General features: G+C 42.9%; 15 protein-coding genes. 10 read left to right on the forward strand and 5 right to left on the reverse strand.

Features of this window, described 5'->3' with window-relative positions:
- The first annotated feature begins 44 nt into the window (after positions 1-44).
- Genes hfq through rpsT form a run of 6 tightly spaced genes read left to right on the forward strand, consistent with a single transcriptional unit; the run spans position 45 to position 4388 of the window.
- A complete protein-coding gene (hfq, locus tag AC3LHT_RS01975) occupies positions 45-290 on the forward strand; it encodes an RNA chaperone Hfq (protein ID WP_290645324.1) in 246 nt (81 codons plus the stop codon).
- A 16-nt stretch (positions 291-306) separates the two neighbouring features.
- Positions 307-1545: a GTPase HflX gene (gene hflX / locus AC3LHT_RS01980; RefSeq protein WP_488661807.1), complete on the forward strand. Its 1239-nt coding sequence runs from the start codon at positions 307-309 to the stop codon at positions 1543-1545.
- Entirely contained in the window at positions 1542-2546 is a 1005-nt protein-coding gene (locus AC3LHT_RS01985; protein WP_290666260.1) for a M23 family metallopeptidase, read from the forward strand. Before hflX ends, AC3LHT_RS01985 begins: the two co-directional genes overlap by 4 nt.
- A gap of 5 nt (positions 2547-2551) precedes the next feature.
- Positions 2552-2869: a hypothetical protein gene (locus AC3LHT_RS01990; protein WP_290645328.1), complete on the forward strand. Its 318-nt coding sequence runs from the start codon at positions 2552-2554 to the stop codon at positions 2867-2869.
- 19 nt (positions 2870-2888) lie between these two features.
- Complete coding sequence (metK, locus tag AC3LHT_RS01995; RefSeq protein ID WP_488661802.1) at positions 2889-4073, forward strand: methionine adenosyltransferase; 1185 nt, start codon at positions 2889-2891, stop codon at positions 4071-4073.
- A gap of 36 nt (positions 4074-4109) precedes the next feature.
- Entirely contained in the window at positions 4110-4388 is a 279-nt protein-coding gene (rpsT, locus tag AC3LHT_RS02000) for a 30S ribosomal protein S20 (RefSeq protein WP_290645332.1), read from the forward strand.
- 64 nt (positions 4389-4452) lie between these two features.
- On the opposite strand, the gene AC3LHT_RS02005 is transcribed toward rpsT, so the two are convergent.
- Positions 4453-5595, reverse strand: coding sequence for an ABC transporter ATP-binding protein (locus AC3LHT_RS02005; protein ID WP_290645334.1), 1143 nt, complete (start codon positions 5593-5595; stop codon positions 4453-4455).
- An 18-nt stretch (positions 5596-5613) separates the two neighbouring features.
- Positions 5614-5880, reverse strand: a complete 267-nt coding sequence (locus AC3LHT_RS02010; protein ID WP_290645336.1) for a type II toxin-antitoxin system Phd/YefM family antitoxin — start codon at positions 5878-5880, stop codon at positions 5614-5616.
- Between the two features lie 364 nt (positions 5881-6244).
- Here AC3LHT_RS02010 and AC3LHT_RS02015 point away from each other — a divergent pair, with 364 nt between their 5' ends.
- Positions 6245-6517: an HU family DNA-binding protein gene (locus AC3LHT_RS02015; RefSeq protein WP_290645338.1), complete on the forward strand. Its 273-nt coding sequence runs from the start codon at positions 6245-6247 to the stop codon at positions 6515-6517.
- A 23-nt stretch (positions 6518-6540) separates the two neighbouring features.
- On the opposite strand, the gene uvrC is transcribed toward AC3LHT_RS02015, so the two are convergent.
- Genes uvrC through AC3LHT_RS02030 form a run of 3 tightly spaced genes read right to left on the reverse strand, consistent with a single transcriptional unit; the run spans position 6541 to position 9570 of the window.
- A complete protein-coding gene (gene uvrC, locus AC3LHT_RS02020) occupies positions 6541-8259 on the reverse strand; it encodes an excinuclease ABC subunit UvrC (RefSeq protein WP_488661803.1) in 1719 nt (572 codons plus the stop codon).
- Positions 8237-8785, reverse strand: coding sequence for a DUF501 domain-containing protein (locus tag AC3LHT_RS02025; protein ID WP_290645342.1), 549 nt, complete (start codon positions 8783-8785; stop codon positions 8237-8239). The genes uvrC and AC3LHT_RS02025 overlap by 23 nt, the downstream gene beginning before the upstream one ends.
- Complete coding sequence (locus AC3LHT_RS02030) at positions 8755-9570, reverse strand: 50S ribosomal protein L11 methyltransferase (protein WP_290645344.1); 816 nt, start codon at positions 9568-9570, stop codon at positions 8755-8757. Before AC3LHT_RS02030 ends, AC3LHT_RS02025 begins: the two co-directional genes overlap by 31 nt.
- A 97-nt stretch (positions 9571-9667) precedes the next feature.
- Here AC3LHT_RS02030 and AC3LHT_RS02035 point away from each other — a divergent pair, with 97 nt between their 5' ends.
- The 3 genes from AC3LHT_RS02035 to gatB form a co-directional block, all read left to right on the forward strand.
- Entirely contained in the window at positions 9668-9805 is a 138-nt protein-coding gene (locus AC3LHT_RS02035; RefSeq protein ID WP_488661804.1) for a hypothetical protein, read from the forward strand.
- Positions 9768-11138, forward strand: a complete 1371-nt coding sequence (gene gatA, locus AC3LHT_RS02040; protein ID WP_488661805.1) for an Asp-tRNA(Asn)/Glu-tRNA(Gln) amidotransferase subunit GatA — start codon at positions 9768-9770, stop codon at positions 11136-11138. The genes AC3LHT_RS02035 and gatA overlap by 38 nt, the downstream gene beginning before the upstream one ends.
- Positions 11131-12344 (forward strand): Asp-tRNA(Asn)/Glu-tRNA(Gln) amidotransferase subunit GatB (gatB, locus tag AC3LHT_RS02045; RefSeq protein ID WP_488661806.1); only part of this gene is annotated, 1214 nt, incomplete at its 3' end. The genes gatA and gatB, both read left to right, overlap by 8 nt.

Consider the following 12344-nt stretch of genomic DNA (forward strand, 5'->3'; position numbering starts at 1 on the left):
TGATATAATAAGCAAGAAAATCATTTTAGCTTGGGGGGGTAAAAGTGGCTGAAAAATTTAATCTTCAGGATCGTTTTTTGAACCTGCTAAGAATTAACAGAATTGAAGTGAAGGTTTACCTTGAAGGAGGATTTCAGACCAAAGGCCTGGTTCGTTCCTTTGACAATTTTACAGTTCTCCTTGAGGACGAGCAAGAGCAGACACTTGTCTACAAGCATGCCATCAAGATGCTTGTCCCATCGAAATATGTGAAACTGACACCACAGCAACAGCAAAAGAGAGGGGAATAGACAAATTAAAAAAGCGATACTTGCCTGCGTCTTTAGCAGGCAGGAGCAGGAAATCAAGAATGAAATCATTTCTGAGCTGGAGCAACTCGCAAGTACAGTTGGGTATGATGTGCTGGATTCGCTAAGCCAGAATTTAGATGCACCAAATCCAAAACATTATCTGGGAACCGGAAAGCTCATAGAACTCAAGCGCTTAGTTCAGGTATATAATCCTGCTATTATCCTTATCAGACATAACATTACACCTTCCCAGAGAAAAAGTCTCATCCGTGAACTTGGAACTGAAATAATCGACAGAACGCAGCTGATACTTGAGATCTTTGAAAAGCATGCCTCCACCCTGGAGGGAAAATTGGAAGTCGAACTGGCAAGGCTCAGATACGAGCTTCCATTTTTCAAAGGTAAGGGTAGTGAACTATCGAATCCCGGTGGTGGTATAGGTACAAGGGGTCCCGGAGAAAAAAGGCTCGAGCTGGACAGGAGAAAGGCACTGCAAAGAATGGCCTTCCTAAAGAGAGAACTCAAAAAGTTGCAGCTCGAGAGGGAGATTATGAGGAAAAAGCGGCAAAGGGCCGGACTGCCTTTAATTGCCTTGGTGGGTTATACCAATGCCGGGAAATCATCTCTTCTGAATGAAATTTGCAGTTCGGATGTTCTTGTTGAAGACAAATTGTTTTCTACGCTTGATACACGTATTAGAAAGAGCAAAGTACCCAGCGGCAGGGAAGTCTTGTTTATCGACACCGTCGGTTTTATCAGAGAATTGCCCCATCAACTGGTGGAATCATTTAAGTCTACACTTGAAGAGATTAGCTATGCCGACTTTCTTTTGCTTGTTGTGGATGCTTCAATGCCCAATGAGGAAGCTCGTTTGAGGGTAATCGATGAAACATTGGCTAAAATCAAAGCAGGTGAAATTCCCAGAATACTGGTCTTTAACAAAATCGACAGGTGCACCAATGAAAGGATTCGAACCCTGGAAAGTAAATATCCTGAAGCAGTTCTCGTTAGCGCGCTTAAAAATATAAACTTGGATGAGCTAAAGCTTAAAATCGATGAAGTGCTAAATACAGTGAGAAAGAGGCACTCGTTACGTATAAATTTTGACGAGTATAAAGAAGTCTTGAAAGTCAGGGAGAAGCTCGAAATTCTCTCTGAAAAATTCGGGGAGGATTTTATAGAAGTTGAATATATTACAGACAGCGTGACAAACCGACGGCTTCTAAACAAGCTAAAGGAGGCTGGCAGAAAATGAAGAGAACGTTAGTGTTCCTTTTTATCGTCATATCTATAATCGCTCTTGGTGAAACATATCTAAGAAATCCTCTGGATATACCTCTGGAAATAACAGGTTATTTTGGGGAATACAGACAATATAAATCTCAGGACAACCCGGCACATTTTCATAAAGGAATGGATCTTTCAACCGCAGGGAAAACAGGTGCCGAGGTTCTTTCGCCCGCGAATAGTTATGTTGCGTCACTTGTGGTTAACGACCCTGTTTATGGGACAAGGCTGACGTTGGTTCTGCCAGGTGTTAGAGATTATTTCAACAACGAAAATGGGATAAAAGTGATTTTTGCCCATCTGGAAAGTGTGGGGGATTTGACGACCGAAGCGGGGAGAAAATTGAACGTGATTTACAGGAAACTTCTCAGTGAATTCGGCACAAACTATGTGGAAGCACGTTTTCACCCGGATGAGATTGCATTTAAAACGGGAGATACGGTTGCTTACAGTGGTGACACAGGCGGGGTTGCCCCTCACTTGCATGTAGAAATCAGGGACATATCCGAAAAGGTTCTTTTAAATCCCGGTTTGTATTTCAACTTTCCAAAAAAGAGTACGGAGATACAAATAATTGCCATTAAAGCCGGTGGCAAAGAATATAAATTTGACGGAAAAACGGTTGAGATGACATCTTATTCTCCCCTGGCTGTAAGAGCCCGGGTGCTTTCCAGGCATTATATAAGCCCCAAGAAAATATCCCTATGGATAGAAGGTAAATTGGTTTACCAGATAGACTTTGAAAATTATTTTTTCATCGACGAAACGACTAAAGTCAACGAGGTGTACATGAACTCCACACCATCGGATTACTGGTTCAAGCTAAGGAGTTCCGAGAATCTCTCCATGATTACAGTTAACAACTGGAATGAAGAGGACCTCTCCTCGCCAAAAACCGCAAAAATAGTCGTGGAAGATCATTGGGGAAACACGTTAGAAAAGACTTTCAACATTGTTATGCGGAGGTGACGGTGTTGTTTTTCAAGAAAAAGAAAAAGGATATAACGAAGAACCCTTTCTATGATAAAGGGAGTACGCTTGTGGTCTATTTCAAATGTTCCAAATGCGGGGAACTCTTCAGGAGTCATTTGCGAAAATACTATGACGTAAGTGTTAATTATGGCGGGGGTAAAGGAGCTTATAAGCTTGACAAGGAGTTCATTGGAAGCAATTGTCAGAATAAAATACAAATTTACGCCGAATTTACAAGAAGCTTCAAGCCACTGTCCTTTGATATAATAGGTGGGAATTTTATATCTGAAGAAGAATACAATGAAGATATACTAAAATAAACATTGAGGAGGCACGCTGATGAAAAGGTGGCTATTTACCAGTGAAAGTGTCACAGAAGGTCATCCTGACAAAGTTGCGGATCAGATCTCTGACGCGATTCTCGATGCAATGCTCGAACAGGATCCGAATTCAAGAGTAGCTGTCGAAACACTTGTAGCAACTGGCGTCGCAGTGGTTGCTGGCGAAGTCAGTACAAGAGCTTACGTGGATATCCCTCAGGTTGTCAGGGATACTATACTCGATATAGGCTACACGAGAGCGAAATACGGATTCGATGGTGAAACCTGTGCGGTACTCAGTAGTATAGACGAGCAATCTCCAGATATAGCGCTTGGTGTAAATAGATCTCTTGAGGCCAAAAGCGATGGTAATGATAGATATGATGAAATCGGGGCTGGGGATCAGGGAATGATGTTTGGTTATGCTACCAATGAAACCGAGGAAATGATGCCACTTCCCATCGTGCTCGCTCATAAGCTCTCAAAAAGGCTATCCGATGTGAGAAAGAAAAGGCTTGTAAATGGGTTCAGACCTGATGGAAAAACGCAAGTCACAGTGCTTTACGAAGATGGTAAACCCGTTGGTGTTACAGCTGTTGTTGTATCTACCCAACATGACCCAACAATGACAAGTGAGGAGATCAGAGAGGCTGTTATTGAACATGTTATAAAGCCGATTATTCCTGAAAGCCTCACACATGAGAATATGGAGATTTATGTCAATCCCACCGGAAGATTTGTTAAAGGTGGACCCGCAGCGGATACCGGCCTTACGGGCAGAAAAATCATCGTTGATACTTACGGTGGCTGGATTCCTCATGGAGGAGGAGCTTTCAGTGGCAAGGATCCGACAAAGGTTGACAGGTCAGCTCACTACATGGCAAGGTACGCAGCAAAGAACATAGTAGCTGCAGGACTTGCAGACAGAGTAACGCTTCAACTCGCTTATGCCATAGGTGTGGCTCATCCGGTTTCCTTTATGATTGATGCCCATGGGACGGAAAAAGTCGATCTGGACAAGCTTTCCATGGTTGTTCAGGAGCTTTTTGATTTCAGACCAGCTGCGATTATAGACAAACTGAACTTGAGAAGGCCTATATATAGGCAAACAGCAGCCTACGGGCACTTTGGCCGTACAGATGTTGACCTGCCCTGGGAAAGGGTAGACATGGTATCCGAACTGAAAAAAGCTTTTAATTTATAAGGCAGAAGATAAAGAAATCAGGAAGGAGGAAAAGATGTGCCGAATATCAAATCCGCTGAAAAACGAGTAAGACAGACAAAGATCAGAAGGTTGAGGAACAAGAGTGTAAAAACGAGGTTCAGAAATGTCACAAAAGAGCTTCTTGTGGCCATTGAAACAAAGGAATCTCCAGAGAAAATCAACGAGCTTCTCAGCCTATCTTTTTCTGTACTCGACAATGCAGCTAAAAAAGGTGTTATTCACAAAAGACAAGCATCGAGGAGAAAAGCAAGGCTTACAGCCAGGGTCAAAAAATATCTGGAAAGCCTTAGTTAATATAGCTGATCACAAACCAAAAAGCGGGGATTTTACATCCCCGCTTTTTATTTTATCGAAATGTTTATTCGACTTTTGGTTCTTCTTCTGCTGAATGCAATCCCATTAATACGTTTTCCTCGGTCTCTTTATCGAAAACATGAACCATGTTCATATCAAATACCAGATCAATAGTATCCCCTGCTTGGGCCCTTGTTTTTGGATCGACCTTAGCTACGATGTCATCGCCAGCAATGGTAGCATGAATCAAAGTTTCGCTTCCAAGGGGTTCAACGACGTCAACTTTTCCTTCGGCAACGAACTCCTCGCTGGGGGTAACGGCAAACATTTTGTCGTAAATGTTTTCGGGCCTGACACCAAAGACTACTTCTTTTCCAACATAAGGAGCGAGTCTTTCGTAGTATCTTTCGGGAATGAGGAGTTTCATAGAATCTTTGTGTATCCAGAGTTTTTCACCTTCCTTGGAAACTTTGGCGCCTATGAAGTTCATAGAAGGTGTTCCAATAAACCCTGCGACGAATTTGTTCACAGGTTCAAAGTAAACTGAATAGGGATCTCCAATTTGCTGTATTACACCGTCTTTCATAATAACTATCTTGTCAGCCATTGTCATGGCTTCAACCTGGTCATGGGTAACGTAAATGATCGTGGCTTGAAGGTTTTTGTGGAGTCTTTTCAGTTCTGCTCTCATCTGTGTTCTTAATTTCGCATCAAGGTTTGAAAGAGGTTCGTCAAAAAGGAAGACCTTTGGGTTTCTCACTATTGCCCTTCCCACTGCCACTCTCTGCCTTTGACCACCAGAAAGCTGTTTGGGTTTCCTATCGAGAAGGCCTTCGATACCAAGAATATTTGCCGCTTCCTTCACACGCTTATCAATTTCCGGCTTGGGCACTTTTCTCAACTTCAACCCAAAAGCCATGTTTTCATAAACGGTCATGTGGGGATAAAGAGCGTAGTTCTGGAAAACCATGGCAATGTCCCTATCTTTTGGTTCTACGTCATTGACAACTCTTCCACCAATGGATACTGTTCCCTCAGTGATTTCTTCCAGACCGGCTATCATCCTTAACGTGGTGGTTTTTCCACAACCGGAAGGGCCAAGCAGAACAACGAATTCCTTGTCTTCGACTTCGAGATTAGCGCCATGTACAGCCTTGAAACCATTCGGATATACTTTTACTACATCTTTGAGGATAACCTCAGCCATGCCTTACACCTCCAAAAATCAATCTTCTGAACTATCTTCAAGAATATCTTCAAGCTCCGTTCCCAGGGCTTTTTCGCCAGCATCCATCAAATAAAGCTCATATGCAGTGGAAAGAAAATTCAGCATCTTTGTGTATTTCTCATAAGAGATCAAAGCAGCTCTGGGTACACCATTTTTTGTTATAACCACATCGTGTTTACCGCCAGCAGCAGTATCTACTACTTCTGAGAAGTGCGCTTTAGCATCAGCCAACGATTTGAAGATCAGGTTTTTAAGCCTTGTCAACATCATCACCCCATCTAATGTTATTTAATTATACATTATGACCATAATTATAGTCAAGCAAGAATCGGGAAGCTTAAAAGGTTTTCACATTTTCAATCCAGCCAATCACATGAGGCACGATATAGATGTGAGTTTTTTTAAGAAATATTAGTTTCAAAAAAATTAACACAGTCCGTTGTAGGAGCACTCTTGACACATGTTGTTCTGTAATGCCCATTAATACAGCGTTACAGACTTCATCCTTAGGAGCATCGGGCGGTAATTATTCTATAATAGGAATTTCCGCACATTATGAGTTGCATCACAAGGCCAATAAATGCTAAAATATGTCTGACATCATATTTCAGGTTTAGGGGGTGTTTGTGTGAACAAGAAGGAACTCGTGGCTGAAATCGCCGAAAGAACAGGTAATACCAAGAAATTGGCAGCTGAAGTTCTTGACAGCTTTGTGGCTATCGTTGGCGAACAGCTCGCCAAGGGTGAAGAAGTAAAACTCGTTGGCTTCGGTACTTTTGAAGTTGCTGTAAGAAAGCCCAGAAAAGGTGTCAACCCCAGAACGAAGGAAGCTATCGAGATACCTGGCGGAAAAGTACCTAAGTTTAGAGCCGGTAAAGAACTCAAAGAAAAAGTTAAGTAAGAATTTCACTGCAAAATGGCGGCTTAGCCGCCATTTTCTTTTGCCCATTTGAGAATTTCTTCGACTATTTTTTTGTTCTTTATCACTTCGAGTAACTCTCTTTCAGATGCTTTCTTTATTTTTGAAACACTTTTAAAATGCTGAATCAAAAGCTTTTTTCGTTTGGGGCCTATACCCGGGATTTTGTCTATTTCTGAACCCAGGTATCTACGCTCTCGAAGGTACCGATGATAATTAACGGCAAACCTGTGCGTTTCGTCACGAATGGAAGTTAACAGCTTCATAACGGGATGATCGAGTGGTAATTTGAGCTTTCCCCTTTTATCAGGAAACACGATTTCCTCTTCCTTTTTGGCAAGGCCTATGATCTCTCCTTTTTGATGGAGTTCATCAAGGGCTTTAGATACTGCCTCGAGCTGCGGTAAACCGCCATCGATAAACAGCAGGTCAGGTAATGGATGTTTGGAATAGCGTCTCTTTATAACTGTCGCAAGTGCTTCAAAATCATTTGGAGTTTCCAGATTTCTTATCCTGTACCTCCTGTATTTTGATTTATCTGGCTTTCCTGAGTCAAAAACCACTAATGAAGCCACTGTCATGAGACCCTGGGTATGGGAAATGTCTATCCCTTCTATCAACCGGGGAATTTTCTTCAACCCAAGGAGATTCTTCGCTTGTTTCAAGGCTTCAGTAGCGCCGATTCTCATATTTAATTCCTGTTCTATGTTCTGGAAAGCTATTTTCATCAATCTGGATTCAAACTCGTTTCTAGGTTTTCCGATGTATTCAAACTCAGCTTTTAACTGAGATGCTTCAGATTTTCTCAGCCCTGCAACTATTAAATTTTTTGGGCGATTCTTTTCTTTTGTAAGATAAAACTGGCCTATGAAATCAGAAACCTTCCCTTCTGGAAAATCATATACCAGTTTCCCAAGAAGCATCCCGCCTCTTATCTCCAGAAGAATCAGAATTCCGGAAGAGAGTGCTATTACATCAACGCTGAGATCCTGCGGAACATCGACAGCCTGTTTGGAGTACAGCCTGTCCATAGAATTGAGGACATCGCGAATTTCTCTTGCTTGTTCGAATTGCAAATTATCAGCCAATTTGTACATTCTATCTTCAAGCGAGAGTCTGACTTTGAGGGTATTACCTTCGAGAAACTCGATGAGGCCGTCAAGGCTCTTCTGATATTCGTCTTTTGTGATTTTTCCAATGCATGGAGCAGAACACATCTTCAGATGATGCAGAAAGCATGCCTTTTTTATCCGATTCAGTGGCAGATTGCAGCTTCTCACTTTGAAAATTCTCTGAAGAAGTTCAAGCATGCTACGCACAAGTTTTGTGCTCGTATAAGGACCGAAGTAAGTTCCGGGTGCTTTCCTATCCCTTCTCAATTCAACGTAGGGGAATTCATCATTGGAAAGGTAAATGTATGGGTAAAAGCGGGATTCCTTTAACAGGATATTGTAACGCGGCTTGTGTTTGTATATGAGATTTGACTCCAATAACAGGGCTTCTCTTTCGCTGGGGACAAGGATGAATTCAATGTCGAAAGCTTCTTCAGCAATTTTCCTGACTTTTTCATTCTTCCATGAAGATTCCCTGAAGTAAGATTGTACACGCCGCCTTAGCTTTACAGCCTTTCCTATGTAGATTATTTTTCCCTCTTTGTTCTTGAAAATATAAACGCCGCAGGTTTCGGGTAAAGAATTTATCTTATTTAAAATGGTTCTTTCCACTGTTGTCCTCCAATGACCGGCAGAGCACTGCACCAGCTACACACTCTTTAGAACCCAGCATTTCCCATACCATTTTGCCAATGGGGTTGTCGATGCCACCTAAAAAATTTGCCAGTTGAAGATGGAGGCATTTGACCATTTTCAAATTCCTGATACCCCCTATTCCTCTATTGAATAAAGCCTCTTTTTGCCAGTCTTTTAAATCTCTGCCTTCCAAAAGGGATTCCTTCAACTTTCGGGTGGTCTCATGTGCGCGAAGATATTCTCTTAACATCTCTTCTGAATTTTCAAGTTGATCCTCGAACTTTTTCACCCAACCTTTTTCTTCAAGGCGTGAGACTTCTTTATAGAGAAATGGGCAGGTAAGCCAGAAAAGTGTGGGGAAAGGTTTCCCGTTGCTGATCAAATCAGATTGTATACATTGTGGATATCCCCAGGAGCATCTTTTGACCACACGAAATTGGTTTTTCAATTCACGCCCCAATTGGGCTTCAACTATCGCCTTTTCAAAACGGCTGCTTTCCATTCGTTTAGTTCCTCCGTTTCCAGTATGGAAAAAGTGTCTTCTAAGGTGTCCATAAAGCTATCAAATTTCTCTGTAAGGATACCGGAGAGAATGAGTACTCCGTTAGGCTTCAGGTGTTTAACAGTCTCCTTTACAAAGCCTTTAAGCAATTCAACAATCATATTGGAGACGATGATGTCAAAATGTTCCCCTGGTTCAAGGGCACTGAGAAAATCAGAAACCCTGGCATCAATGGAGACGTTATTTATCCAGGCAGTCTCCCGGCACTTTTCAATTGCTGCTTTATCTATATCAAGGGCGACAGCTTTTGACGCCCCCTTTTTTATGGCCAATGCAGATAAGATGCCGGTACCGGCACCGACATCAAGCACCATAGCTCCGGTTTTGAGATACCTCTCCAAAAATAAAGCTGCGAGCTTTGTGGTTTCATGCTGTCCGGTACCAAAAGCTCTTCCCGGGATTATTCCCATGGATCCTTCATCAGTTATGCGAACGGGTTCTTCAAGGGGGATCAATTTTGTATTGGGAGTCAGCATAAAAGGCTTAAGACTATCTTTGAATTTTTTCCACCACTTAGCTTCGAGTTCTTCACCACCAAATTCAAATGAATACCGCCTTAAAAAAGCCGGAAGCTCTTCAGTAGATTCCAGATAAACCTTTACTCGCCACAATTTCGAATCTATCTCTTCAGAAAAAAAGTTATAAAAGCCCTCCGAAAGGCAGAGCTCTTCGATTTCACTCAATAGTTTTTCGTCAGCGTATAGGGTGAAATATCTATAAAGCACGGTTATCACCTCGTAGTAATTATAACGTTATTTTCGTGATAATTCATATGGCGATTTTATCGAAGCGTGTTAGAATTAAACTCAGGAGGTGAACCACTTGAAAGGAGATTTTCTGGATCTAAAAATCGCAGAGCTCTCAAAGCTCTCAACCGATGAGAAACGGGAAGTGCTTGCAAAGCTCGTTGCTCAGGTAAAAGATGCGTTCCTTTTTTCACGAAAGAATTGTGGCTTTTAATTCTGAACTGAATGCTTTTCTTGAAATATTACCAATACCTGATAGCTTATCTTCCGGTTCGCTTTCTGGCGTTCCATATGCCCTGAAAGATAACATTCTGGCAAGGGGAACCCGAACCACCTGTGCAAGCAATATACTGAAAAGTTACCTCTCCCCATACGATGCTACCGTGACAGCGCGCCTAAAAAATACGGGTGCTGTACTGCTTGGAAAAACGAATCTCGATGAATTCGCCATGGGGTCCTCTACGGAAAAATCTGCTTTCGGTCCTACCAAAAATCCCTGGGATTTAAGCCGTATTCCCGGGGGGAGTAGTGGCGGAAGCGCAGCAGCCGTTGCAGCTGGGCTGGTGCCCTTTGCCCTTGGAAGCGATACCGGGGGTTCGGTTAGGCAACCAGCGGCTTTCTGCGGAGTGGTAGGCTACAAGCCATCCTATGGACTGGTTTCCAGATATGGCCTGGTCGCTTTCGCATCTTCGCTGGACCAAATAGGACCTCTAACTAGATGCGTCGATGATGCCTTCACTGTTTTCAAAACAATTGCGGGAAGAGATATAAATGACGCGACCACCGTTAACGGTAAAATTGATTTGCGAGCAAAAGAACTGCCCAAAGCAGATCTAAAAGGCTTGAAGATCGCTATACCGTCTGATGCTCTGGATTTTGAAGGGCTTGACGAAAGGGTAAAATCGAGATTTCTAGAATTCATTGAACGGCTTGCTGAAAAGGGAGCCGAGGTATCTTTCGTTGAATTAGGCATCTTGAAATACGTTGTTGCCACATATTACCTCATTGCGCCTGGCGAAGCCAGTTCAAACCTTTCACGCTATGATGGTGTTCGCTATGGTGAACGAGTCGAATCTGAAAATTACGAAGAAATGATAAAGAAAAACAGGGACACTGGATTTGGCGATGAAGTGAAGCGCAGAATATTACTGGGTACCTTCACGCTGAGTTCTGCCTATTATGATGCCTACTATCGAAGGGCATTAAAAATCAGAAAGATGATTTCTAACAGGATCAACGAAGTTCTCCATGAACATGACTTCATACTAAATCCCACAACCCCCACGCTTCCTGGAAAGTTTGGTGAAATCGGTGATCCTCTCAGTTATTACCTGATGGATATCTATACTATTCCTGCTAACCTGGCCGGGACGCCTGCCATTTCTATACCCGTTGACCCGGTAGATGAGTTGCCGGTGGGAATTCAACTCATGGGAAGACGTTATGCCGATTTGGAGCTTCTCTCCACCGCAAAGCAAATGGAAAAATTGTCAGGCGCATACAACAATGGACTCGCGAAAATCCCAGAGAGGTGGTTACATGTATAAAACGGTGATAGGCCTCGAAATCCATGCACAATTGTCAACAAAAACAAAAGCCTTTTGCAGCTGCCGGGCAGATGTGTTTGAACTTGAACCCAACACAGTCATATGTCCTGTGTGTACAGGCCAGCCTGGCGCACTTCCTGTGCTGAACGAGAAAGTGGTTGAATATGCTGTAAAAGCAGCCCTCGCTCTGAATTGCAAAATCAACTTGCGTTCTACATTTGATAGAAAGAACTACTTCTATCCTGATTTGCCGAAGGGCTATCAGATTACCCAATATTTCACGCCGATAGCAGAGAATGGCTTCCTTGGTTTCAAATTCGATGGAGATGAAAAAAGGGTGCGTATCAGGAGGATTCACATCGAAGAGGACGCAGGCAAGATGATTCATCAAGATGCAGATTCAATTTCTGGAGCCAGTGGTAGCCTCGTAAATCTCAACAGGTGTGGGGTCCCACTTATAGAAATTGTCACCGAGCCAGACATTTCCTCACCGAAAGAAGCGAGGCTTTTCATGGAATTGCTCCGTGATACGCTCAGAGCCCTCGATATTTGCAGCGGAGACATGGAAAAAGGTGCGCTGCGCTGTGATGCGAACATCTCCATTGTGGATGAGGAACGGGGGCTTTCATCCAACCGGGTGGAAGTAAAAAACATCAATTCTTTTAAGTTTGTGGAAAAGGCGCTTGAATTTGAACGTGAGCGAATCATCAAAGCCCTTGAAACCGGCTCTGATGTAAACAGGGAAACGAGAACCTGGAACTTCGCAAAACGCGAAACCATTTCTATGAGGTCAAAGGAAGAGGAAAATGATTACAGGTATTTTCCGGAGCCGGATTTACCACCACTCCAACTCAGCGACGAATATGTGGAGAGGATCAAGGAACGCCTTCCTGAGCTTCCCCAGCAGAGGATTGAACGCCTGATTCGCGAATACGGCATTCCTGAATACGATGCCACCGTTCTTGGTTCCAATGCCAGGCTCAGCAGCTTTTTTGAGGAAGTGGCCAAAAGCACCGGCAAACCAAAAGAAGCCTCTAACTGGATAATGACAGAATTGCTCAGAGAGATAAATCGCAGGGGGATTCCCCTTGAAAAAATGCCCATTGGTCCGGAGCATTTCAAGATACTCTTTGAACTCCTTGAGCAGGAAAAAATTTCTGTTAAGATAGCCAAGGAGCTTTTTCCGTTGATGATTGAAACTGGAAA

The organism is Kosmotoga sp., from assembly GCF_982836095.1.